Source organism: Nostoc sp. EspVER01 (assembly GCF_034530635.1).
Lineage (GTDB): Bacteria > Cyanobacteriota > Cyanobacteriia > Cyanobacteriales > Nostocaceae > Nostoc.
Map to the genome: position 1 here is coordinate 19,053 of NZ_JAVRCS010000036.1, position 26,122 is coordinate 45,174.

Here is a 26,122-nt window from a genome sequence, read left to right on the forward strand (position 1 = left end):
GCGGTACACAAGTCCAGTTTATTCTAGCCTTCAATTCATTGCCAGCTAAAGTTCATCGAAGTTTATGTATAAATAAGAATTCAGAACTCAGGAGTCAAGAGTCAGTAGAAATTCTGTAGACTCTTTGATAGCCCAGCGGTAGCGCAAAATAAGTATTAGATATTACAATTCTCAAACTCTATCCCTTTTTGGGTAGAGTATTCTAAATTCTGACTCCTGTTAGCGGTAGCGGGGCGTTTAGCCCATTCTGACTCCTGAATTCTGACTCCTGACTCCTATATTTATGATTTCTACTCAACTGATAATTTTTTGTATAAATCCACGCTGTAATAGCCCCATTAATCCGATGGGAGATAACGTTTGTGCTAGTTGTCAAACTCCTTTAGTTCACCGCTATCTTTGGGCAACTGGCTCATTGTCTGCTTACATCCCACCAGGCACAAAGGTAGCAGATAGGTATGAGGTAATTAAACAACAGATTTGGCTGGATACTCAACCGGGACTGCCGCCAGATGTACCTGAAGAATTGCCAACTGAAGTAATTCCTTATTTACAGTTATATCAAGAGCGGTTACATCTGCCCCAGGCTTATGGGTTTGTTAGTAATCTTGAGCAAGATACAACTGATATCCTCTTATTGGAAAATGCGCCGATAGATAAGACAGGAAATCTCTATCCAACTATTGTTGAGGCTTGGGAAGAAGCCACGGCAGTACGACAAGTTTATTGGTTGTGGCAAATTCTCCAACTTTGGACACCTCTAGCAGAATTGGGATTTAGCCACAGTTTACTAGTAATAGACAACTTGAGAGTCGAAGGTTGGTGTGTGCGACTTTTGGAACTCTACCAAACACCAAATGATGAAAAGCTGAGTTTACAAAATCTGGGAGAGTGTTGGCAGTTTTGGGTAGCTTCTGCAAAAGCATCAGTAGCTAAGGGTTTACAAAACATTGTCCAGGATATGTGTGAAACTGAGATTGAGTTAGAGGCGATTAATTTTCAACTCAATAATTTACTACTAGCAGCTGCGGCAGAATTACCATTAGTTTTAAAGGTGGCAGGTTCTACAGATATTGGCCCAATGATGGCGCAAAATGAAGATGCTTGCTATCCCAATAGTTTGAGTGATTTAGATGAACCTTTATTGCGCCACTTGTCGATTGTTTGCGATGGCATTGGCGGGCATGAAGGCGGTGAGGTTGCGAGTCAGTTGGCAGTGCAGTCTGTAAAGTTGCAAATTCGCGCTTTACTAACTGAGGTGACAGAACAAACTGCACTTTTTCCACCTGAGTTGTTGCAGGAACAATTAGAAGCAAGCTTAAGGGTGGTAAATAATGTAATTTGTGCCCGCAATAACGAACAAAAACGCCTGGGCAAAGAACGCATGGCTACAACTATTGTCATGGCGTTGCAAGTGCCACAAAGAGTCCAGACAAGTACTGGGTGGCAATCAAATAATACCCATGAGCTTTACTTGGCTAATGTTGGCGATAGTCGTGCCTATTGGATTACTCGCAATTATTGCCAGCTACTAACAGTAGATGATGATGTGGCAACGCGAGAAGTACGCTTGGCTAAAAGCTTGTATCGAAAGGCACTTTTTAGACCAGATGCGAGTGCCTTAACTCAAGCATTGGGAACAAGAAAGTCAGAATCTTTGCGTCTCAAGGTTCAGCGATTTATTGTGGAAGAAGATGGCATTTTGTTGCTGTGTTCTGATGGCTTAAGTGATAATAACTGGGTGGAACATTCTTGGCAGGATTATGCAATACCCGTGTTAACAGGGCAAATGACAGTTGAAGATGCTGTCTGCAACTGGATTAACTTGGCAAATGAAAAAAATGGGCGTGATAATACATCGGTTGTTATGACCTATTGCCGTGTCTCTCCAGAATACTTAATACCTGTGACTCCGGCGTTGCCAGAAGAGATTATAGAAGCAGAAATACAGGAAGAGGAATTAGAAGAACTAAAAGAATTAGAGGCATTAGAAGAACTAGAAGAACCAACTTCTTTTACAGAAAGTTCGCAAGCTTTACTAGATTTGGATTTAGATTTGGATCTTTCAGAGGAACCACCTCTCAACCCAGAAATTCCACCAACTTTAATTACAAAACCGAAGTGGGATAAACGTTTGGTCATGCTGGGGGGAGTGTTGGCGTTACTTGTGGGGGGTACAAGTCTGGGATTATTTGCTTGGTGGCAAATTAATCCTCAGGGATTCCAACAGATGTGTCGGCAACTTCCCCAAAAAGTGCAGTCAGTGTGTCCGACTGGGAAATAGATTATACCGAAATATTTTAATGTTGATGAGAAATATGGCAGTATTGATCAGGAATATTGTAATGTTGATGACGAATATTGCAATATTTGGGATCAATGTTGCAATGTTGATGACGAATATTGCAATGTTTGGGATAAATGTTGCGATGTTGATGAGGAATATTGCAATGTTTGGGACCAATGTTGCGATGTTGACAATAACTACTTGTACTGGCGTGTCAAGACTAAATTTGTGCATTAGCAAACTCTTGTGGGATGGGCTTCTAGCCCGTCCTAATTGGCGGGCAAGATGCCCGCCCCACAAGAAAATTTATTGCAACATTTTAGCCTTGACACGCCAGTACATTCAGAGTGACGAAGAAAAAAGTTGCGATCGCTAGCGAAAACTCTTTTAAAACTTGCTAATCATGGCGGCTCTGCGGTCTGCAAGGGAGGCGGAGCCTCCAGGATGGCATTCCCAGTCGGAGACTGGGAACGAGGCAATCGCACCACAGATGACTTGAAATCACATCTTGCACTTGTATTATATCCGGCTAATTATTTAAACTCTTTTTCCCCTTCTCCCTTCCCCCTACCTAGCTCAATGGGCAAGGTATTCCAATGCCATATCCCTGTGCGTAATCAATTCCTAGTGCCGTAATTCGCTCTAAAATTGCATCATTCTCCACAAACTCAGCAATCGTCTGAATACCCATCACACTGCTAATGCGCGTGATTGCTGTCACGATCGCATCATCCACAGAATTTTCAATAATGTTCCGAATAAAACTGCCGTCAATTTTCAGGTAATCCACAGGCAGAGACTTAAGATAGGCAAACGACGACATCCCCACACCAAAATCGTCTAATGCGAAGCGACAGCCCATCTGCTGGAGTGATTCAATGAACTGCTTGGCTTTTATGAGGTTAGCGATCGCCACAGTTTCGGTAATCTCAAAACAGATGCGCTGGGGTAAGATCGGGTGTAAGGAAAACTGCTCATACAAGAAGTTAATGAACTGATCGTCGTTGATGCTAGAGCCAGAGAGGTTAATTGCATAGATACTTTGTTTATCGCCAACAACCCTTGGCCAATTCCTGAAGAGAGTCCGAATCACCCACCGATCGATCAGGTGCATCAAGTTGTAGCGTTCTGCTGCTGGAATAAACGCCATCGGCAGCACTAAATTTCCCTGCTCATCCCGGAGCCGCAGCAAGACTTCATAATGGTCGTTGTTTTGATCTGCTGGAGTAATAGCAGCAATTTTTTGAGCATAGAGACAAAACCCATCACTTTCCAAGGCTTGAGAAATGCGGCTAGCCCATTGCATCTGGCCACGCTGTTGCAGTCGCTCCTGATCGTCAGCCTCAGCAACATATACGCGATTGCGCCCCCGATTTTTTGCGGTATAGCAAGCTGCGTCAGCTGTGCTGATAATCTCTGCAAGGCTCTCGCTATACCTGTCGATACCAACCAAGCCGATACTTGCCCCAATTGAGAATACCTGCTTTTCCCAAACAAACCGGAACTCTTGAACACACTCACGCAGCTCATTGGCAACTCGTAAAGCTTGCTCTGGCATACACTGATTGAGCAATACGCCAAATTCATCACCCCCTAACCGTGCCAGTGTGTCAGTTTTCCGAATCTTCTCCTGCAATAGGGCAGTAATTTGACACAGTAGTTCGTCTCCAGCCAGATGACCACAGGTATCATTTACAATTTTGAAGCGATCGAGATCCAAATAGCACAACGCATGAACCTGGTAGTCTGATTTGGCAAGGCACAATGCTTGTTCAACCCGCCGCTCAAATTCCTGGCGATTTACTAATCCGGTTAAGGCATCATGGCAGGCCTGCCAGGATAGTTGACGCGAAAGTTTACGGTTCTGAGTCACGTCATGAAACACCATAACTGCGCCAATAACTTTTCCCTCACGATTGCGAATGGGCGCGGCTGAATCTTCAATGGCAATCTCTTGACCATTTCGAGCAAGTAAGACGGTATGGTTGGCTAAACCCACAATTCGATTTTCCTGTAACGCTAGCTCAATTGGGTTCTGAACTGGCTCACGTGTTATTTCATGCACAATTTTAAAGATTTCTAGTAACGGCAATCCTTGTGCCGATAGTTCGCTACATCCAATCAGAGATTCTGCAACCGGATTGAGGTATTGAATCCTGCTAAAGGCATCTGTGGTAATAACTGCATCTCCGATCGATTGCAACGTCACCTGAGCTAATTCTTTTTCTTGAAAAAGTTTTTCTTCGATTTGTTTGAGGGCTGTGATATCGCGTCCTACTGATTGAAATTCGATAAAGCATCCTTGCTCGTCAAACAACATCCGGTTATGCCACTGAGTCCAACGCACCACATCTGCCACAATCACACGATTCTCAATGATGGCAACAGGATTATCAGCACTCATTGAAGCGACTACTTGCGCAACTCGCTCTCGATCTTCTTCAAAGATAGCCGGTTGATAGCGGCTGCCGATCAGTTCCTCTGGCGATCGCCCAAAATAAAGTGCATAAGCTTGGTTGACAAAGGTGAGTGTACCATCTGGTAAATATCGGGTAATGAGTTCAGTCTGATCTTCGACAATGGCACGGTAGCGAATCTCGCTTTCTTTCAGAGCAATTTCTGCTTGCTTGCGTTCTGTAACATCTTGGGCAGTCCCATAGAGGCGAATTACTTTTCCATCCGTGTTAAATTCTGCATGTCCAATCCCCTCAATATAAGTAGTAGATCCGTCAGTTTGAGGTGCGCGCAGAATAAGTTTGTAAGATTCGCCAGTTGACATTGCCCGCTCAACGGCTTCGTGTAGTTTTTCTCGATCCTCTGGGTGGTATAACTGAAGATTTTCTTCATAGTCTAATTCAAGAAGTGTGGGATCTCGATTGAAGAGGGCAAAAAGCTGTTTTGACCAGGTAATTTTGCCACTGGCAATTTCAAACTCCCAATTACCGAGACGAGCAACTCGCTGAGATTCTTCTAATAAGGCTTCACGCTTGCGTAGTGTTTCTTCAGCACACTTAAGATTGGTCACATCCACCACCAACCCATCCCAAACCACCCTTCCATCCTCGAATTGGCGTGGCGTGGAACGAAAATGGAGCCATTTAAGCAGACCGCTGGGCGTTTGGATTCGCAATTGTATATCAAACACCGAGAGATTCCGCCGGGATTCCTCAACTGCTGCCGCTAAGAGTAGTGCATCCTCTGGGATAAATTGGCGATAGAGCAAACTTGAATCCTTAAGTGCATCTTCTGCCCTGACTTCCATCAGTCTTTCAATCCCCGCGCTAATATAAGCAAAGCGATCGCTACCATCTACTTCGCGGATTACTTTATAAATTGCCCCATTGGGCAGATTATCGCCAATTCGCCGCAACATAGCTTCCCGCTCTTGTAATGCGAGTTCTGCCTGTTTACGTTCGCGCAGCGCGGCTTGCCGTTCGTTAACTTCCCTCTCCAGTTCTCGATTGGCTGCCTCCAATTGTGCAGAACTGGGGAGAGCAAGCGCTTTTGGTATCAAAGGTATAAGTTCACAAGTTGTGTAAAGTGAAATTATGGCTGTAATAGCTTTAAGGCAACCACTCAACCAATAAGTTGGATACCAGAGCGTCCAAATCTCCATTAGGTGGGTAGTGCCACAAGTAACAATAAATATTGCAAATAGTATAAATACTCGGTTGAAGGGCAAATCTTGGCGTTTGCGGACAAAATAAAGTAACGTAATGGGAATGGAATAATAAGCAAAGACAATTAAACTGTCGGATACAATATGCAACCCCACTAATTCCGGTTTCCAAAGATAGCAATGACCGTGAGGAATAAACTGTTTATAAGCGAAAAGGCTTTTCCCTAATTCCAGCATCACGTTATTTCAAACACAAATTGTTTGCTCTAAATATTGGTTAGCTATACTACCAAAACTTATTCAGTATTAAATAGCTTGTTGCCGCAGGTATCGCGGTTACTTTATCATAATTGGCTCATCCGTTAGCGGTAAAGGTTCCATCTTCGCCAAGTACGTTACAGAAAAGTCACCGTGTTCTTTATTACAACACTTAATTATCTGGCAAAAATCGGGATATGAGATTAGGGACTGACAAAAAATAAATTATCCCAAATTATTTTTACATTTGTATGGATTTACAGTTGTGCATTGGTGTCAACTTAACGTGAAAGCCCTATAATCACCCGGTATTAAGTCCACTCGCTTACCATCACTATCCGCGTCACCCCACCCCAGTTTTGTCTAAAGTCAAAACTTCCCCTCCTCAAGGCATCTACGGTGTACACGGTAGCAGGGAGAGGTAAAGTGTATGTGGAACAAGCGTTTGATATCATGTCCAGTTGAATAATTGTTATTGCGAACGAAGTTAAGCAATCTCGAAAACCTTGCGATTGCTTCATTCCACTTCGTTGCATTCGCAATGAAATATCATGTCTGCTAAATTACCCATAAAAAAAGAACCCCACCCCTTAATCCCCTCCCCGCAAGCGGGGAGGGGAGACAAAGCGTAGCTTTGGTGGGGTGGGGTTCTTCGGGTTTAATAAGCAATCAAGCGGATATGATATCACCACATATTTGGGTCTGTTCGCGAAGCGTCTCGTAGAGAAGCCCCGTGCTTCACGCAATGCTTTAAAGTAAAGAGTAATATCATGTCCGCATAATTAGTTATGCTAACCACAGTCATTGCACCCCACCCCTTAATCCCCTCCCCGCAAGCGGGGAGGGGAGACAAAGCGTAGCTTTGGCGGGGGTGGGGTTCTTCGGGTTTAATAAGCAATCAAGCGGACATGATATAATGAGTGGATGAAAAATGGGTATTTACTCATTACTTATTACTCATTACTCCTTCTTAAGAGCGTCTTTAGGTCGGTGAGGATGTCAATGGAAGTCCCTTAGCTCTACAGGTGCAGGTGTGCGCGTAAAATTCCTTGAATTACTTGTTGTACAGCTTCCTTACTCAAACTGCCATCTACGCGAACAATTCGTGAGGGATGAGATGCTGCTAAATGTGCGTATCCTTGTTGAACGCGCCGATGAAAAGCGATTGTCTCCTGTTCAATGCGGTCTAGTCCTACTTTATCTGAGAGTTTGCGAGAAAGTCCAACCTCGACATCGACATCTAGCCAAATAGTTAAGTCACTTTCTAAACCACCAGTGGCAATATTATTAAGCTGATTGATTAAACTCATATTCAGACTCCGACCATATCCTTGATAGGCAATGGTAGAGTCAGTGTAGCGATCGCATAAAATATATTTCCCAGCTTGCAGTTGCGGTTTAAGTTCTTGTTCAACGTGTTGCGATCGGTCAGCAGCATACAATAAAAGTTCTGTCACCTCTGCTACTGGTTTATCTTCTGACTTTTCTAGTAGCAAGCGGCGAAGATGTAAACCCAACTCTGTTCCCCCTGGTTCACGAGTTACCACCACAGAAACACCTAGACTTTCCAACCACTCAGAACAAAGCTGCATTTGGCTGGTTTTGCCACAGCCTTCCACCCCTTCAAATACAATTAATTTGCCACCCATGCTTTTTTGTTCGCTGCTATAAACTGATTCGCTGACGTTTCATCAGATCAAGAATAGCGCGAAGTGGAAAATTAACCTGCGATCGCAGTTTATGATTCAATACAGTTCAGATAAGACCAAAACACTTGTAGAGACGGCGATTTATCGCGTCTCAAAAACTACGATTTAGTTTCCTGAAAATTAGTGTCACTTAAACGGTACAGTATCTCGCCAGCTTTCGGCACAAGCAATATGCCTTCATCCTCTCGATTCGCCCATTCTGTCGGTCGAATAGTCGCCGGATCGCGATAGTTTAAGTTATGAGCAGCACAGCGTTCAGCAGAAATACCAGTCGCTAAAGTCACGCGAATCCGCGCTTGTTCTCCTTTTATCGGATCAAAAGTACCCATCCCTTTCAAATGAGTACTATGGGCTAGCACTCCAGCAGGATAGTCTTGAAATTTATGCCACTGTTTGAGAAAGTAATCCCGGACATGATAGCCAACTTCGGATAAAATTTCGCCGTGTGTATAGCTAAACTCGGTAATATGAGGAGCATATATAATTACTTCTCCTCCGTCAGCTACTACTGGCTCTAACTTGTACATGCCTTTTGCCGCTGTCCAAATATCATCGTACATTTGGGGCATGACTGAAAGCACTTGTTTAAAAGGTCGATCTACATATTTAATATTCAGTTTAGCTGATAATTGTGCAGCTGCTTCCCAGGCTGACTCTGGTTGATCTATATAGAGTCCAGCTAGCTGATTTGTTTTGGGTGCGACTACCATCGCTAAACAAAGTTTTGGGGTAGAAATCAGGTTAGCAGCTCGGTTAATCAAACGCCGGACTGGTGTGATTCCTAGCGTACCAATAATTTCGTAACAAGTAATTAAAGCACCTAACCAGTGCGAGAGATTAATTACTTCTTGACCACCAATGCCAGGGAAAAAATATTTATTTCCACCAGAAAAACCGACAACTTCGTGAGGAAAAACTGGGCCGCAAATCACGATCAAATCGTATTCTGTTACTAGTTTATTAATATGCACATCAACTGATTGATGTAACATTCCACTACTAATTTCTGATATCTCTTCTGCCGAAATTACTCCACAATAAATAAAGGTATCCGGCTCATTCCAAAGGTGGTTAAAGATGCGAATTTTTTTAAAAGTTGTCTCTCGCTCCTCTGGTGTCACTCCCACCAAGTGATTGATTTGTTCTTCACTCATGGGATTATGTGTACCCAGAGCAATTAAAAAATCCAGAGATGTAACTCTTTGACTCAACTCCTGATGAAGCAATCGAAACATTTGCGGGATAGGAGCAGTGCGGGTACTATCTGGAATTAACACCAAGATGCGCTGTCCATCCAACTTAGGGTCTGCGAAAGCTTGATGAATTAACTCAGAAACTTGCTCATCTGAAAGTGTCCCGTTATTTACGGCTAGTGAATACATTATTAAACTCCACTGTAGATACTAAATCCACCATCTACCGGCACAACTACCCCATTAACAAAACTAGAACCAGAACTACATAACCAGATCAAAGTGCTGAGTAATTCATCTGGTTTTCCGAAACGTCCGGCGGGGGTATGGTCAATAATTTTTTGCCCACGTTCGGTTAAACTACCATCAGAATTTAAGAGTAAATCTCGATTTTGTTCGCCAATAAAAAAACCTGGTGCGATCGCATTTACTCGCATTCCATCACCATATTTTTGGGCGAGTTCTACCGCTAGCCAACGAGTAAAGTTATCTATCCCCGCTTTCGCAGCTGAGTAGCCAACCACCCGACTAATCGCTCGAATAGCAGACATAGAAGAAATATTCACAATGCAACCGTGAGGCTGACTTCTTTCCACCATTGCTTGACCAAAAACCTGACAAGGTAGTAAAGTCCCAACTAAATTGAGGCTAACTACTTCCTCAAAAGCTGTATGTGGCATATCAAAAATAGTCGCATCAGGAGAAATTGTGGCAGCCGGAATATTACCACCAGCCATATTTACCAAGATATCTATTTCACCCCAACGCTGTATAATAACATCCCTAGCGATTTCTAATTGGGAGCGATCGCTAACATCTGCTACCACAGCCATACTTTCTCCACCACCAGCAGTAATCTCAGCCACCACCGCCCCCGCCCTGACTTCATTGCGACCCAAAACCACAACTCGCGCTCCAGCCAGAGCCAAACCCTTTGCCATAGACCCACCAAGCACACCAGAACCACCAGTAACTACAGCTACCCGCCCCGTCAAGCTAAAAAGTTTACTTAAAATCAACTCTGACATTTAATGATTCCTCTGCTGATTCCAATTCGGAATTTTTAATTCGTAATTAAAAAAGTCAATATTTAATCTGGATTTCCAGGTTTTCTATCTAGCTAGGACTAGGGTGTGTTTTTAAAATACTCGTTTAGCCTCCTAACTTTTTAGATTCCCCTAAATCCCCCTTAAAAAGGGGGACTTTAAGAGACTCTTAACCCCCCTTTTTAAGGGGGGTTGGGGGGATCAAGATTTTGAAAACACGCCCTAGTCCTAATAGCTTGATTGTGGAGAATTGTCACTCCAACTTATAAGCAACCTTAGCGAGGTCATAAGCCAAAGCACGAGCCATCTCATACCCCTCCTCCTCCTCAACCAACCCCCGCGCAACCAATCCAGCCAACCAATTACAAGCTACCCGCCGCCAGACATTATGACGAGCCGGAATCGAAACAAAAGCCCGCGTATCATCATTAAATCCAGCAGTATTATAAATTCCCGCAGTTTCCATTACCTGATTGAAATAACGCTCCATACCATTTACGCTGTCATGAAACCACCAAGGCGGGCCAAGCAATACAGTAGGATAATGACCAGCTAAAGGAGCCATCTCGCGGCTATAAGCGCTTTCATCCATGCCAAAAATGATTAGATGGAAACGCGGATCGTTACCGTAAGCTGACAACAACGGACGCAGATTTTGAGTCCACTCTATTGTTACGGGAATATCAGCACCTTTATCAGCTCCAAATCTCTCAAATAAAGCCGGATTATGGTTACGCATCACACCACAATGCATTTGCATCACCAAGCCATCTTCCACACTCATCCGCGCCATTTCCATGAAGATATGACCGGTAAAATTTTCGACATCCCCTGGATTCAGCTTATTGGCTAATGCTCTCGCAAAGATAGCTTCAGCTTCTTGCTCAGAAAGACGTGTAGTATAGGGTGTAGCTGCACCTTGATCGGTAGCTGTCGCGCCCATTTTTTTAAAGAAAGCTCGACGTTCTTCGAGAGCTTGCACAAAATTGGCATAAGTATTAATTTCTCTACCGATACTGCTTTCCAACTTGCTAAGATTTTCCCGCCAACTAGGAGCATCTAGGTTAACTACTGCATCTGGGCGAAAAGTTGGTCTAATTTGAGTAAAACCTTCTTCGTGGAGCGATCGCTGATTCTCTAGGTTATCACTGGCGGCATCGGTAGTACAAAGCACTTCGATATTAAAGCGTTTGAATAAAGCACGAGGGGAAAACTCCGCTGAGGCTAACAAACCTTCCAGATAATCATAGATACGTCCGGCGTTGCGAGAGTTTAAAGGTTCATCCACCCCAAAGACATTAGTTAGTTCCTCTTTCAGCCACAACCCGGATGGAGTACCCTGGAATAGATAAAAATGGTCAGCGAACAATTGCCAGATTTTGCGGTGGTCTGTTTCTCTTGGCGAACCATCATTACTTGGTATGCCCAAAGCTTGCAGAGATACGCCCCGACTATAGAGCATCCGCAAAAGGTAGTGGTCAGGGATAATCAGTAATTCGGTTGGTGAACCAAAACGAGCTGCGGGATTAGCTAACAAAGCTGGATCTACGTGTCCGTGTGGGCAAACTAGAGGTAACGCAGATATGCTATCAAAAAATTGATGGGCTAGTCGTCTTTGAACTGGTTCTGGAGAGAAGCAGCGATCGGGAGATAAACTCGGTTTTTTAGTTAACATAATTTTTGTATAAATTGTTTTGATTTTTAAATTGTGGGGTTGCATATTGACGGGATGATTTTACTATTTTTGTGGGATGGGCAACATGAGCGTCCCTTGTATTTCCGGGCGGGCAGGATGCCCACCCCACAAGAATCATCCCTTAATTCAGCAACGCCTAAATTGTTAATAATGCTGCACTGCTACTACGCTTTAATAGAAAAGGAGATAAAACGCGGTTTTCCACAGTTTTTTCTTCTATTAAATCGAGTAACATTTGCATGGCATAGCCACCAATTTCCAACATTGGCTGGCTGATTGTGGTCAGTGCAGGCGTAACGTAACCGCCTAAAGCAATACCATCAAATCCGACGAGGCTTAAATTTCGCGGTACTAAAATACCTAATTCATGGCAAGCTAACAGAGCGCCAATTGCTACCATATCGTTGTAACAAAATATGCCTGTAACTTCCGCAGCCAATAGTTTAGACAGCATATTTTGTCCAGTGTTCACATCGCTGGTTCTGATATCATATTCGTCACTAATTGAAACCCAATCAGTATTTTGTGGAATACCAGCTTCCGCAAGGGCTATTTGATATCCTTCTAGGCGCTGCTGGTTCGACCTGCTGCGATCGCCTACACCCAGATAACCAATAGCAGTGTGTCCCAGACTAATTAGATGCTCTGTCGCTAATTTAGCACCTAAGCGATCGTCTATTGCAACTGAATGAAATATTTCCGATTGATCTTCAGTTTGACTATTAATCAGAACTGTTGGCACAGCAATTTGTGTAAGTTGTTTAGTATGCTGTTTACTAATTCGCGAGTCGGCTATTAAGATCCCGTCCACCCTGCGGCGATGAAAAGTATCAATAGCTGCCATTTCCTGCTCAAAATCTCGGTGTGAAGCACTCAATAAAACACTCAAACCCGCTGGTTTGGCTATCTTTTCGATTCCTTCTACCACCTCAGCGTAAAAGGGATCTGAAATTGAAGTTACTACTACACCAATAGTATTAGTACGTTTATTTTGCAAGCTTTGAGCAATAGCATTTGGCACATAGCTCATTTCCTCTGCCAGTCGCTTAATTTCTTCTCGCACTTTCGGGCTAATGAGAGCGTTATCTCGCAAAGCGCGTGAAACTGTAGAATGAGAAACCCCTGCTCTGCGGGCAATATCTTCAATTGAAATTCTTCGTTTATTCATTATTTTATCTTAGCTTTTAAATATTGCACACGTGTGCATTTGTATGTATTATAGAAAATAATCGTTATTTGTCAAGAGATTTTAATACAACTCACATTTCGCATGGAAAGGAGTTAATAGTCCTGATTTTTACCTCCGTCCATGATTACAAGTTACAAATTACCAATTCCGAATTAGTTGAACTTTTATTAAGAAAAAAATGATTATTATCGTCATGGGTGTGTCTGGTTCTGGAAAAACCACCATCGGCAAACTGCTAGCAGACTCCTTAGAATGGGAATTTAGCGACGCTGATACTTTCCACTCGCCAGAGAATGTTGAGAAAATGCGGTGCGGTATCCCTCTGAGTGAAGATGACAGAATACCTTGGTTACAAGATTTGCAAACAGCTATTAAACACTGGCTACAAGAAAATAAAAATGTAGTGCTGGCGTGTTCGGCTTTAAAAGATAGCTATCGGAAATTTTTGGTATTGGATAGCGAACGCACCAAACTAGTTTACCTCAAAGGGTCTTATGAGTTGATTCAAATGCGCTTACAAGAGCGTAGCAATCATTACATGAGCGAGAAACTACTCGACAGCCAGTTTTATACCCTTGAAGAACCAGTAGATACTCTATCTATAGATGTTGCACAGCCGCCGCAGATAATTGTCCAAAACATTAGAACTGCTCTGGAAATTTAGCTGAGTGGTAACAACCGTAATATTAAGATTAATCACGTATCTAGGAAAACACGAACTTTTGGCAACTAAATCGCATCAGATGTCAGTCTAAATAAATATCAAAGCAAGCAGATAACTGTAATGGTAGGAGAAAACTAGTGTTTCTAAGATTAGCGCAACAGCATCAGCAATTCGTTCAAGACTTGGTAATGAACCTACAAGCCTTGACAATTATACTTGAGAGGCGTGGCTATACTGCCTCATGTTATACATGTGGCGATCAAATGAAAAGTGCTTCATTTATGGTTAGCCTAAGAGAAAAGCACCTGATTCGGTTTTTAGTATCTGATTACGGAATTACTTGGATGGAATTGTGGGACGATCGCGAATTAATGAAGTTGGAAGGTGCAGAAGCGATAAACCAGCTACAAGAGTTGGCTAATCTTATTAAATATTCTACTGCTGTACAACTGACAAATTGATACTAGACTAGTTAAGTCTGACATCAAAATTAATAAGTACAGATTTTGCACAAATGTGTCATACAAAAGATTAGCTTATATTTAGTAACTTAATGTATAGGTGTGCAAAAAACAAAAGTACCATTTTTTCGGAATCAAATAGATCGAATACAACCCAGATGTAGAGACGCGATTTATCGCGTCTTGAAACACCAATAACCCTTGACTAAACCATATTCGGATCAAACCGGGTGAAATAATCATCCTAGCAGTGCAAGTATGAAATGAAACTTAACACACATTTTTGCACACGTGTGCAAAAATAAAGCATGAGTTTAAAACAAGTTTATGCACACCTGTGCATAAAAGATTCCATTTAACAAATACAATATCGACAACTAGGAAGATATGTCTCAAACTTTAAATAATGCCATTGTTCAGGTTCAAAACAATCCCTTACATTCACTAGAAGAATGGGAAGAAGACTTACTTAATCGCTATCCCGATCCAGATAGGATAGTTAAAGAAGGTAAAACCACCGAAGAGTATAGGAATTACGAAACGACTGTTAGAAATACGGTCAAAGAGTTTTATCGGTTAAATCATATTAATCAAACATATAATTTTGTACTTCAAAAAGAAAAAGAATTTTTGAAGTTTGATAAAAAAGAAATGTCTGTTTGGGATGCGGTCGAATTTTTGAATCAATTAGTTGATGATTCCGATCCTGATACAGACATGGATCAGTTACAGCATTTATTGCAAACATCAGAAGCCATTCGCGCCGATGGTCATCCTGACTGGATGGTACTTACTGGCTTCTTTCACGATATGGGGAAAGTGCTTTGTCTATTTGGTGAACCTCAATGGGCTACCGTAGGCGATACTTATCCTGTAGGTTGTGCATTTTCTGATAAGATTGTTTTCTCAGAATTCTTTAAAGAAAATCCTGATTATAATAACCACGATTACAACACTAAATATGGCATTTATGAGCCTAACTGTGGATTGACTAATGTACATATGTCATGGGGGCATGATGAGTATTTTTATCAGATGATGAAAAACTATTTGCCCGAACCTGCATTGTATATGCTTCGCTATCACTCATTTTATCCTCAACATCGTGACAATGCGTATGAACATTTGATGGATAAACACGATAGAGAAATGTTTAAATGGGTACGTTTGTTCAATCCCTACGATTTGTATTCAAAAAACCCTATTCCTCCTGATTGGCAGAAATTAAAACCATACTATGAAGATTTGGTGGCTAAATATTTACCCGCAACATTAAAGTTTTAAACTGCTTGAAGAAGAACTCAGGAGTCAGAATTCAGGAGTCAGAATAGTTAGAAACTCAGAATAACTTTGATGAATAAATATACTAATTATTCTAGATTCCTTATAAATTATGACTCCTGACTCACCTCGGCTACGCCCTTCTCTACGAGAGGCTGCGCTCAGGACAGGCTCGGCGACCACCTGGGTGCTGAATTCTGACAATATTATCTTGTTTACTCCTCTATTGCCTGTAAGTGATGGAGGAGGAATAAGAAATAAATATGCTTGGCAAGCTGATTAGAGTTCATTTAGAAAATCTAACCAAAGGATGTTTACATTTTTCAAAATCTAGCATTCACAATCAAAAAGCTCTCTATTCTAATAATATCTTATCTGAAAAATATTAGTTGAGAAATGTTAACCTTTTTAACATTTACCCTAATATTGAATAGGCTAATTTATGTAGATACTTTGAAAAGAAGACCTTGGGTTCGATGGCGAGATTTAAAATCTTTTCCATTTGTAAAGTTCGATAAACAAAGTTAATGTTTGCACAGGAGCGGGATAAAATGAAAAAAGTCAAAACAAATAAAGATTGACAACTTTAATAAAACTAATTTTTGGAAGTTTCACTGAAAAGCTGTTTTCCAGCTATGAACTACGAAGTAACTTCACCAAAAAAATGTGATTATTTGAAGTAGTGTAATGTTCATAATTCTGCTTTAAGAATAAATCACTTTCTTTAGTGACACTAATAGTAATAATTCCAATTACGTCACATCAAAAGACCTTTGGATTTGAAATGACAAAAACTATTAGTATCACTAGGTTAGGTCTAAGATTTTCAGACCTATTTACATTGTCATGACCTTTGTCAAATTTAAATCCGTTGTTATAAATATGAAGAAAATTTCGCTCATAGTTGGCATATTAGGTTTTGCGGTTGTTAGTTGCACAAATGGCGTTAAAAATGATAACACTGCAACTAATACTAACAACAAAGCTACTAACATAAGTGCAGAGAGTCTTACTAGTCCAAATAAAAAATTGCAAACAATCGGCGTTGCTTTGGGTGATTTAGGCAATCCTTTCTATAATGCAGTGCAGAAAGGGGCTGAGACAGAAGCCCAGAAAATCGGGGGTAATATCAGAGTTAATGCGGTTTCTAGTGCCTTTGATTTGAACCAACAAACCAACCAAATCGAAAATTTTACGGCTGCGAATACTGACCTAATTATCCTCAGCGCTGTTGATAAAAAAGGAGTTAAACCAGTTATTGACCAAGCAAGGCTTGCAGGTAGGGTTGTGATTGCATTAGATTCAGCCGTTGATGCAGATGTAGATGCGATGATTAGTTCCAACAATACCCAAGCTGGTGAGGTTGCTTGCAAATATATTGCCGATCGCCTCAAAGGTCAAGGTAGTGTAGTCATCCTCAACGGTACTCCGATGGACTCAATCAATCAGCGAGTGAGTGGCTGTGAGAAATCATTGTCTAAATATCCGAATATTAAACTTATCTCTAAAGAGCAAAATGCCGAAGGGACAAGGGATGGAGGACTGAGAGTCATGAGCGATTTGCTGACAACCTTTCCGAAAATTGATGCTGTTTTTGCCACTAACGACCAAAGCGGTGTCGGCGCAGATTTAGCAGCTAAACAAGCAAGACGTAAAGAATTTTTTATTGTTGGGGTTGACGGATCGCCAGATGCAACCAAAGCAATGGAAGATAAGGATGGTGTATTTGCTGCAACTGCTGCTCAAAATCCCGCAGGGATGGCTCAAAAAGCGGTTCAGATTGGCAACGATATCATCCAGGGTAAAAAACCTGAGTCACCAAATATTCTGATTCCAGTCAAGTTGGTTACTAGAGAGAATCTTAGCAACTACCAAGGCTGGTAATTTGTAATTACAAAACACAGAAAAAGGCTTGATAAAGCAAGGTTACGCGATGTGCAACTTATTCTTAGAACCCCTCTCCAAACCTCTCCCCCACAGGGAGAGAGGCTTTGATTCTTGCTCCCCTTCCCTTGTAGGGAAGGGGTTGGGGGTTAGGTCTGAGAGAAAGTTGCACACGGCGTAAGGTTAGTATATTTTACCCTGTTTTTTTAATACATCGTTTTCAAATTTGTGTGAGTAAGAATGACTTGTAGGAGATATATGAATGTGAAAAAGATTGCGATCGCAGCTAGCTTATTAGGTATCATCAGTGGCAGTCTTGTCGGCTGTACAAATGGTTCTCCCGATGGCAACACAGCTACTAACCCTGATACTAAACCTGCTACCAATACTAGTGCAGAGACTAAAACTGCCACTGGGAATGGAAAATTAAAATCAGTTGCCTTTACCGTTGGTGATTTAAGTAATCCCTTCTTCGTCCTCATGGGACAAGCAACTGAGGCAGAGGCGAAGAAAATTGGCGGTAAGGATGTCAATGTTACCGTAGTTTCCAGTGCCTATGACCTCAACCAACAAGCCAATCAAATTGAAAATTTCACGGCTTCCAATACTGACATCATTATCGTCAATGCTGCTGATAAAAGTGGTATTAAGCCGGCAATTGAAAAGGCAAAACAAGCAGGTAGGATTGTCATTGCAGTAGACACTGGTGCTGAGGGAGGTGTAGATGCCACCATTACTACTAATAACGTCCAAGCTGGAGAAGTTAGTTGCAAATATATTGCTGACCGCCTCAAAGGTAAAGGTAATGTTGTCATAGTTAACGGGCCGCCAGTGGACTCGGTGATTCAGCGAGTTAGTGGCTGCGAGAACGTATTGTCTAAATATCCCGATATCAAAATACTCTCCAAAAACCAGAATGCAGAGGGTAGTCGGGATGGAGGACTCAGAGTTATGACTGATTTGCTCACAACCTTTCCAAAAATTGATGCGGTTTTTGCCATCAATGATCCGAGTGGAGTTGGCGCAGAACTAGCAGCTAATCAAGCACAACGTAAAGATTTCTTTATTGTTGGGGTTGATGGTGCGCCAGAAGCAATAACTGCGATCGCAGCTAAAGATGGTATATATGCAGCAACTGCTACTCAAAATCCGCGAGGGATGGCTGAAAAAGCGGTTCAAGTTGGCAACGACATCTTAAATGGGAAAAAACCAAGTAGTTCTACGATTCTGATTCCAGTTAAGTTGATCACAAAAGATAACGTCAGCACAGAAAAAGGCTGGAAGTAATAAAAATTGTGAATTTGCAATGGGAAATTATGTCTTTTGATATAAGTCCTTTGGTGCATTTGTAAAGTTTTTGCACATACCTAGAATGTCTGGCGGTTTTCACTTAAATTAATACCAAACCTCATCTTTATGCCTGTCTTTTCTTTAATAGAAAGATGGGTTTAGAAAGAGGTTAAAACTCTGCTGCACCCAATTGATAACCGCTATGTATGTGCATCAGTGGAAAGTTTGAGTGTCTATTTATAGCACTTAGACTTTCCCAAGAATCTCTCTGAACTAACGTTAACAACAAAGGATGAAAATATCTCTTGACAACTCCTAGTCAGCTTTGAAAACATGATTTTGCGATCAATCAAATATGAATTTATTAATTTCTAATTTAGGTTCGCGAATTTTAAATTTTTTTACAGGTTTTGCTCATGACAACAAATATTGAAACTTCATTTTCTGATGCACCAGCCACCACCCCGGTGTTAGAAATGCAAGGGATTACAAAACGATTTCATGGTGTATCTGCGCTCCAAAATGTTAATCTCACCATTTATCCCGGAGAAGTTCACGCCCTCATGGGTGAAAACGGAGCAGGTAAAAGCACATTGATGAAAATCCTGGCTGGGGCTTACATTGCCGACGAAGGAGAAATTCGCATCAATGGTCAACCCCTGAAAATTACCGATCCGGCGACAGCACGCAAGGCGGGTATTAACCTCATTTATCAAGAACTGAATGTTGCACCGAATTTAACCGTTACCGAAAATATGTTTATGGGTAGCGAGTTGCGGCGTGGTCAGCTTTTAGACCGCCAAGCGATGCGACTGGAAGCAGAAGAAGTGCTGGAAAGCCTTGGAGCCAATTTTACCGCCCAGACTATAGTTGGTACTTTGTCCATCGCCGAACAGCAACAAGTGGAAATTGCCAGGGCGCTGAAAGATAAAAGCCGCGTTTTGGTGATGGATGAACCAACAGCAGCCCTATCTGACCGCGAGAGCGACCATTTATTTGAGGTAATTCGCAAACTACGGCGTGATGGCATTGCCATTATTTACATCAGCCATCGGATGGAAGAAATCTATGCCTTAGCTGACCGGATTAGTGTGTTGCGTGATGGTCAATATATTGGCAGTCTGACACGCAGCGAAATTTCTCCCCAGCGATTAGTGCAGATGATGGTCGGTCGCTCCATGCAAGACTTTTACGAACATCAACGGCAAATGCATCCTGGCCCAGTGGTGCTGTCAGTCAGGAATATGAGCGACGCCCGCAAGAAAATTGAGCCGGCTAGTTTTGAACTTCATGCTGGAGAAATTCTGGGTTTAGCGGGTCTAGTTGGCGCAGGACGCACAGAACTATCCCGGCTGATTTTTGGTGCTGACCGCAAAGCCAGTGGTGAAGTATTTCTGAATGGCAAAAAACTGGAAATTAATAGCCCCAGTGATGCCATTGCTGCCGGAATTGGCTACGTTCCAGAAGACCGCAAAGACCAAGGTTTATTTCTGGAGATGAGCGCCCGCAAGAATATTGCCATCAACACACTCAAGCAGGATGCAAAGGGTGGAATTGTTAACTGGCCTTCAGTGAATCGGCTATCAACAGACGCGGTAGAAAACTTTAATATCCGCCTAGCCAATTTGGAAATTAGAGCATTGGATCTTTCTGGTGGTAATCAACAGAAGCTACTGCTAGCGCGTTGGTTAGCCATTAAACCGAGAGTTTTGATGTTAGATGAGCCGACACGCGGCGTAGACATCGGTGCTAAAAGTGAAATTTACCGAATTATGAGTGAATTAGCAGCACAAGGTGTTGCTATTTTAATGGTTTCCAGCGAACTATCAGAGATTGTCGGCATGAGCGATCGCGTCTTGGTGATGCGAGAAGGACAGCTCGTAGGTGAACTGGATGGCAGTCTTGGCAAAGAAATCACCCAAGAAAAGATTATGCACTACGCAACTGGAGCATCGGAGGTATTAGCATCATGAGTCAAACAGTCAGACCACCTATCAATAAATCAGCCAATAATTCCGCAGCTCGCAACCGGAAATCAATCAGCACTCTGTTAGAAGTTGCGGGTATTCTGCCAATCTTAGTAATTATCTGCATCTTATTTGCATTCCTTTCTCCCAACTTCCTCACCGGCGGTAACATCGTCAATATCTTGCGTCAGGCATCAATCAATATTGTGCTGGCGACAGGAATGACTTTTGTAATTCTCACCGGCGGTATTGACCTTTCGGTTGGATCAATATTGGCTGTTTCTGCGGTAGTTGCCCTGCTGGTATCACTACTACCGGCTTTAAGTTGGGCGGCTGTACCTGCTGCCTTGCTGGCAGGATTGCTCTTAGGCTTACTCAACGGTGCGCTTATTACCTTCTTAGATGTGCCACCTTTTATTGTCACCTTGGGTTCACTTACAGCCTTGCGGGGTGTTGCCTTTTTAATTGCCAAGGGTACAACCCTGATAAATCGGGACATAAATTTTGCTTGGGTGGGTAATACATACGTCGGCCCCATTCCTTGGCTAGTGATAATTGCGCTACTGACTGTGATAGCTAGCTGGTTTATCCTGCGGCAAACTGTTTTAGGAGTGCAGATATATGCTGTGGGTGGTAACGAGCGGGCAGCCAGATTAACAGGGATTAAAGTTAATCGGGTGTTGCTATTCGTCTATGGTATTAGCGGATTACTGGCAGGCTTAGGAGGAATCATGAGCGCCAGCCGTCTTTATAGTGCCAGTGGCGTATTAGGTCAAGGTTATGAATTAGATGCGATCGCAGCTGTTATTCTAGGTGGAACCAGCTTTACAGGTGGTATTGGTACTATTGGCGGCACTCTTCTCGGTGCATTAATTATTGCAATTCTCAACAACGGTTTAACCTTGTTGAACCTATCTTACTTCTGGCAACTAGTCGTCAAAGGACTAGTAATTATTTTGGCAGTAATGATCGATCGGTTACGCAGACGTTCTAGACGGTGAAAAAGAGGCAGGGGAGCAGGGGAGCAATTACACCAATTTGAAAAAAGAATGCGACAGATACATACTCCCAAACCTTTGTTCTGTCTGGCTTTCTTAATTTTGAATTTTGAATTTTGAATTGGTATTACCTCTTTCCCCCCTGCTCCCTTGCCTCTTGTGCCCAATTCCCAATATATAAACTTATGTCTACCACTACTGTTCGTCGTAAATCCAGCACATTCTATGTGATTTTAATTGCTGGTGCTGCTGCCCTCGGCGGTTTTCTGTTCGGTTTTGATACTGCTGTAATTAACGGTGCAGTTGGAGCCATTACCAAAGACTTTAACGCCAACAGTGTACAGATTGGTCTTGCGGTATCCCTGGCATTGTTGGGTTCTGCGGTCGGAGCCTTTTATGCAGGCAAGATTGCAGACCGGTATGGTCGAGTCAAGGCAATGGTTGCATCTTCGGTGTTATTTACCATCAGTGCCATTGGTTCCGGGCTGCCCTTTGGAATTTGGGATTTTACCTTTTGGCGGGTATTGGGTGGTATTGCAGTCGGTGCTGCTAGCGTTATTGCCCCAGCATACATTGCAGAATGTTCTCCCACGCATTTGCGAGGAAGATTAGGATCTCTGCAACAATTAGCGATCGTAGTTGGAATTTTCATTGCATTGATATGCGACTACTTTATTGCTGTGTCCGCAGGTTCAGCCGAATCGCCGTTTTTGTTTGGTATAAGCGCTTGGCGCTGGATGTTTTGGACAGAAATTCCTCCAGCCGTGCTTTACGGAATGTCTGCTTTAATGATTCCCGAATCTCCCCGATACTTGGTTGCCCAAGGACGAGAACCAGAAGCTGCTAACGTTCTGACCAAGATTTTGGGAGGTGATGTGCTGCCAAAAATTGAAGAAATTCGGCAGACAGTGCTTCGTGAGCGGGAACCTAGTTTTTCTGACCTTTTAAGCAGAAGTGGCGGACTCCTTCCCATTGTTTGGATAGGAATAGGCTTATCTGTATTACAGCAATTTGTTGGGATTAATGTAATCTTCTACTACAGCAGCGTTTTGTGGCGGGCCGTTGGGTTTTCCGAAAAAGATTCCCTATCAATTACGGTGATTACAGGAGCCGTCAACATTATTACAACATTAATTGCGATCGCCTTCGTAGATAAATTTGGTCGCAAGCCTTTACTTATAGTAGGGTCGATAGGCATGACCTTTACCTTGGGGACGATGGCTTATCTTTTTGGTAATGCTCCCCTTGATGCTGCTGGGAACCCCAATCTCACCGGAAGCGCCGGGACTACGGCTCTCATCGCAGCCAACCTCTATGTCTTTTGCTTCGGTTTCTCCTGGGGCCCAGTGGTTTGGGTACTGTTAGGAGAAATGTTTAATAACAAAATTCGAGCCGCTGCACTTTCAGTTGCTGCTGCTATGCAATGGGTTGCCAATTTCATCATTTCCACAACATTTCCTCCCATACTGCAATATTTCGGTCTAGGTTCTGCCTATGGACTTTATACAATTGCAGCAGCTACCTCATTCTTTTTCATTCTCTTTTTTATTAAAGAAACCAAAGGAATTGAGTTAGAAGATATGTAATTAGCATCCATCTAGTGGTCTGTCCCAAAAGTTTTAAGAGGTTAGTGGTGTTCAGATCCCCGACTTCTTGAAGAAGTCGGGGATCTAGCAGCCGCGCAAAATTAATGAAATCGCTTCAGTCAATCACTAAAAAGATGGAAACTATCAATACGGCTCTTTGTTCTTCTGGTTTATCCGGCATGGTATTTCATGCGCCGTTTATTGATTTGCATCCCGGATTTAAACTAGCCGGTTCTTGGGAAAGAAGCAAAAAGCTGATACAGCAAGATTATCCTGATGTCAAAAGCTATCCTTCTTTGGAAGCATTGCTAGCAGATGATCAAGTAATCTTAGTGGTAGTAAATACACCCACTTATACCCATTACGATTATGCTAAACAGGCATTGCTTGCAGATAAGCATGTAGTGGTAGAAAAAGCATTCACCACAACGGTAGCAGAAGCTCAAAACTTGAAAGAATTGGCACAAAAACAGGGCAAAAAATTATCTGTATATCAAAACCGGAGGTGGGATAGTGATTTTAAAACAGTAAAAAAAATTGTTCAAGAAGGCTTATTAGGTGATATTGTTGAAGCAGAATTTCAATTTCAAAAATATAAGCCAACCCTCAGTCATAAACAACATGTAGAAGTCCCGATTCCTGGGGCAGGAACATTAAATAATTTAGGGCCGCACTTAATAGACCAAGCTTTGCATCTATTTGGGATGCCTGATGCTATTTTTGCAGACATCCGTATAACTAGGGTGCGATCGCAGGTAGATGATTATTTTGAGTTGATACTATACTACGACAAACTGCGCGTCAAATTAAAAGCAAGTTTCCTTGTGCGTGAACCTGCACCAGCCTATATCATACATGGTACTCATGGTTCTTTTCTTAAAAGCAGAGCCGATAAACAAGAAGAGTATTTAGTGGCGGGGATGAAGCCCAACACACTTGATTGGTATACAGAGCCGGAAAGTGAATATGGCTTGCTGCATACAGAAAAAGACACAAAAGTAATTCGAGAAAAAGTCAAAAGTTCACAGGGGAGCTATTTAGGCTATTACGATGCCGTGTATAAATCTATTGTTAATAATCAGCCAATTGCTGTTACCGCCGAAGACGGAATTAATGTAATGCGAATTATAGAAGCGGCTATTAAAAGCAGCAATGAGCAGAAAGTCATAGCGTTGCTTTAAGTAACCTAAAACCTAAACTCAAAATTCAACCATCTTCAACTAATAAGTCAATGATCAAAACTCTTTTTTATAGTTTTTTTCTTCTATTTTTGGCAATTCCAGCAGTTTGGGCAGCACCTCCAGAAGATGATCCGAATGCAGCAGATGCTAATAGAAGTTTGCAGGGACAAGTCACTTCTGTTTCCCAGTTTTCTGATGTCCAACCAACCGATTGGGCGTTTGGTGCATTGCAATCGCTGGTGGAACGCTACGGTTGTATTGCAGGTTATCCCAATTCTACCTATCGCGGGAACCGTGCTTTAACTCGTTATGAATTTGCCGCAGGTTTAAATGCTTGTTTGGATCGGATTAATGAGTTAATTGCCACAGCTACTAGCGATTTAGTTAATAAGCAAGATTTGGCAGTGATGCAAAAGTTGCAGCAAGACTTTGCCGCTGAACTGACAACTCTGCGCGGACGAGTAGATACCTTAGAGGCACATACAGCAACATTGGAGGCGCAGCAGTTTTCCACAACTACTAGGTTGAATGCTCAAATTATTACCGCTATTAGTGATACCTTTGGCGATAGAGTAGGTGGTGACGATGATGAATCCAATCTCTACTTTTCAAATCGGGGTCGTCTCAACTTTGAGAGCAGTTTCACAGGCAAAGATTTATTGCGAGTCCGATTAGAATTTGGCAACTTTGCGAATTCCAATGGTGCAAGCCAAATTGCCGCAGCCACAGGCACAGGGATGACACGCCTGAACTTCGATTATGACAGCAACAATACACTTCTTGTCCCCCACATCCGTTATTACTTCCCAGTCAGTGAATCCCTTAACTTCGTTGTTGGGCCTACAGGCATTGGTTACACCGACATTACAACCACCGTCACTCCCCCCACAATCGCTGATGACGGCAATGGGGTTCCCTCACTTTTTGGGTCATACAGTCCCTTATTCCGGCGAGGTGGTGGTGGTGCAGCCGCTAACTGGAACATCACTAAAGATTTGGTTCTTACCTTGGGCTATTTAGCAAACAGTCCCAATGTGCCATCGGGGAGCAACGGCTTGTTTGATGGTGGCTATAACGCCTTAGCGCACTTAGCCTATTATGGTAAGCAAGGAGCGATCGGTGTTGCTTACTCTCATGGCTATACCCCTGCTGGAGTAATCGATCTCTCCGCTGGGACGGGTAGCGTCCTGTCAAACGCTCCTTTTGGCAACAACATTGCGACTTCCAACGATATTGTCGGCGCACAGGGATACTATCGCTTCTCCCCGAATTTCCAAGTCCACGCTTGGGGTGGATATATTTGGGCAAATGCCAAAAACTCTGGTTTTAGTGATGTTTCCAATGGCAGGGGTGGAACAGATTCTCTGTTTGTGAACAGTGGTGACAATGCCAATGTCTGGTTTGGGGCGATTGGGATGTCGTTTCCCGATGTGGGTGGTAGAGGCAATCTGCCGGGAATTCTCTTTGGTTTACCGCCGCGTGTCTCCAACAGCGATGTCCGTCAAGAAGGAGACAACGCTTACCATATCGAAGCATTTTATCGTTACCGACTAAATGACAACATCTCAGTGACTCCTGGTTTTTGGGTGATTCTCAACCCGGAAAACGACAGCAGAAATGATACGCAGTATGTGGGTGTGCTTCGCACAACCTTTGATTTTTAACTGAATAGACCTGCCTTGAAAATAAGGCAGAAGGCAGGAGGCAGGAGGAAAAGACATTTTCATTGTTTCTTGTGAGCGCAGCTCATGAAGTCTCTTGCAAAAATCCTTGAATCACCCCTCCCCAACCCTCTACGGTGTACACACAAGTG

General features: G+C 42.6%; 19 protein-coding genes. 13 read left to right on the forward strand and 6 right to left on the reverse strand.

The genetic code is table 11. The features are described 5' to 3' along the window. Positions 1-283: 283 nt before the first annotated feature. Both RMX69_RS23805 and RMX69_RS23810 read left to right on the forward strand, forming a co-directional pair. Positions 284-2,284 (forward strand): protein phosphatase 2C domain-containing protein, encoded by a 2,001-nt coding sequence (locus RMX69_RS23805; RefSeq protein WP_322638899.1) that lies wholly within the window; start codon positions 284-286, stop codon positions 2,282-2,284. A 67-nt stretch (positions 2,285-2,351) separates the two neighbouring features. Then, the gene (locus tag RMX69_RS23810; protein WP_322638900.1) at positions 2,352-2,663 is read left to right on the forward strand and encodes a hypothetical protein; all 312 of its coding nucleotides are present in this window, start codon (positions 2,352-2,354) and stop codon (positions 2,661-2,663) included. Positions 2,664-2,858: 195 nt separating this feature from the next. On the opposite strand, the gene RMX69_RS23815 is transcribed toward RMX69_RS23810, so the two are convergent. The 6 genes from RMX69_RS23815 to RMX69_RS23840 all read right to left on the reverse strand — a co-directional run bounded on the left by RMX69_RS23815 (position 2,859) and on the right by RMX69_RS23840 (position 12,976). Next, positions 2,859-6,143 carry a bifunctional diguanylate cyclase/phosphodiesterase gene (locus RMX69_RS23815; RefSeq protein ID WP_322638901.1) on the reverse strand — a complete coding sequence of 1,095 codons (3,285 nt, stop codon included), beginning with the start codon at positions 6,141-6,143 and terminating at the stop codon, positions 2,859-2,861. 1,040 nt (positions 6,144-7,183) lie between these two features. Further along, entirely contained in the window at positions 7,184-7,813 is a 630-nt protein-coding gene (tmk, locus tag RMX69_RS23820) for a dTMP kinase (RefSeq protein WP_322638902.1), read from the reverse strand. Between the two features lie 158 nt (positions 7,814-7,971). Beyond that, entirely contained in the window at positions 7,972-9,255 is a 1,284-nt protein-coding gene (locus RMX69_RS23825) for a lactate racemase domain-containing protein (RefSeq protein WP_322638903.1), read from the reverse strand. Positions 9,256-9,257: 2 nt separating this feature from the next. After that, the gene (locus RMX69_RS23830) at positions 9,258-10,094 is read right to left on the reverse strand and encodes an SDR family oxidoreductase (RefSeq protein ID WP_322638904.1); all 837 of its coding nucleotides are present in this window, start codon (positions 10,092-10,094) and stop codon (positions 9,258-9,260) included. A gap of 271 nt (positions 10,095-10,365) precedes the next feature. After that, positions 10,366-11,787 carry a glucuronate isomerase gene (uxaC, locus tag RMX69_RS23835; RefSeq protein WP_322638905.1) on the reverse strand — a complete coding sequence of 474 codons (1,422 nt, stop codon included), beginning with the start codon at positions 11,785-11,787 and terminating at the stop codon, positions 10,366-10,368. 157 nt (positions 11,788-11,944) lie between these two features. Then, entirely contained in the window at positions 11,945-12,976 is a 1,032-nt protein-coding gene (locus RMX69_RS23840) for a LacI family DNA-binding transcriptional regulator (RefSeq protein WP_322638906.1), read from the reverse strand. Positions 12,977-13,175: 199 nt separating this feature from the next. Between RMX69_RS23840 and RMX69_RS23845 the strand changes: the two genes are divergently transcribed. The 11 genes from RMX69_RS23845 to RMX69_RS23895 all read left to right on the forward strand — a co-directional run bounded on the left by RMX69_RS23845 (position 13,176) and on the right by RMX69_RS23895 (position 25,973). Then, positions 13,176-13,661, forward strand: coding sequence for a gluconokinase (locus RMX69_RS23845; RefSeq protein ID WP_322638907.1), 486 nt, complete (start codon positions 13,176-13,178; stop codon positions 13,659-13,661). A gap of 137 nt (positions 13,662-13,798) precedes the next feature. Beyond that, the gene (locus RMX69_RS23850; RefSeq protein WP_289796118.1) at positions 13,799-14,122 is read left to right on the forward strand and encodes a DUF1815 family protein; all 324 of its coding nucleotides are present in this window, start codon (positions 13,799-13,801) and stop codon (positions 14,120-14,122) included. A 387-nt stretch (positions 14,123-14,509) separates the two neighbouring features. Then, the gene (locus tag RMX69_RS23855) at positions 14,510-15,406 is read left to right on the forward strand and encodes an inositol oxygenase family protein (protein ID WP_322638908.1); all 897 of its coding nucleotides are present in this window, start codon (positions 14,510-14,512) and stop codon (positions 15,404-15,406) included. Positions 15,407-15,515: 109 nt separating this feature from the next. Further along, positions 15,516-15,686, forward strand: a complete 171-nt coding sequence (locus RMX69_RS23860) for a hypothetical protein (RefSeq protein WP_289796116.1) — start codon at positions 15,516-15,518, stop codon at positions 15,684-15,686. Between the two features lie 599 nt (positions 15,687-16,285). Next, positions 16,286-17,287, forward strand: coding sequence for a substrate-binding domain-containing protein (locus tag RMX69_RS23865; protein ID WP_322638909.1), 1,002 nt, complete (start codon positions 16,286-16,288; stop codon positions 17,285-17,287). Positions 17,288-17,545: 258 nt separating this feature from the next. Then, positions 17,546-18,574, forward strand: coding sequence for an ABC transporter substrate-binding protein (locus tag RMX69_RS23870; RefSeq protein WP_322638910.1), 1,029 nt, complete (start codon positions 17,546-17,548; stop codon positions 18,572-18,574). 419 nt (positions 18,575-18,993) lie between these two features. After that, positions 18,994-20,550, forward strand: a complete 1,557-nt coding sequence (locus RMX69_RS23875) for a sugar ABC transporter ATP-binding protein (RefSeq protein WP_322638911.1) — start codon at positions 18,994-18,996, stop codon at positions 20,548-20,550. After that, complete coding sequence (locus RMX69_RS23880; protein ID WP_322638912.1) at positions 20,547-21,545, forward strand: ABC transporter permease subunit; 999 nt, start codon at positions 20,547-20,549, stop codon at positions 21,543-21,545. The genes RMX69_RS23875 and RMX69_RS23880 overlap by 4 nt, the downstream gene beginning before the upstream one ends. 182 nt (positions 21,546-21,727) lie before the next feature. Further along, positions 21,728-23,128 carry a sugar porter family MFS transporter gene (locus RMX69_RS23885; RefSeq protein ID WP_289796111.1) on the forward strand — a complete coding sequence of 467 codons (1,401 nt, stop codon included), beginning with the start codon at positions 21,728-21,730 and terminating at the stop codon, positions 23,126-23,128. A 134-nt stretch (positions 23,129-23,262) separates the two neighbouring features. Then, on the forward strand, positions 23,263-24,309 hold the full coding sequence (locus tag RMX69_RS23890; protein WP_322638913.1) for a Gfo/Idh/MocA family oxidoreductase: 1,047 nt from the start codon (positions 23,263-23,265) through the stop codon (positions 24,307-24,309). 50 nt (positions 24,310-24,359) lie between these two features. Further along, entirely contained in the window at positions 24,360-25,973 is a 1,614-nt protein-coding gene (locus RMX69_RS23895) for an iron uptake porin (RefSeq protein WP_322638914.1), read from the forward strand. Positions 25,974-26,122: the final 149 nt, after the last annotated feature.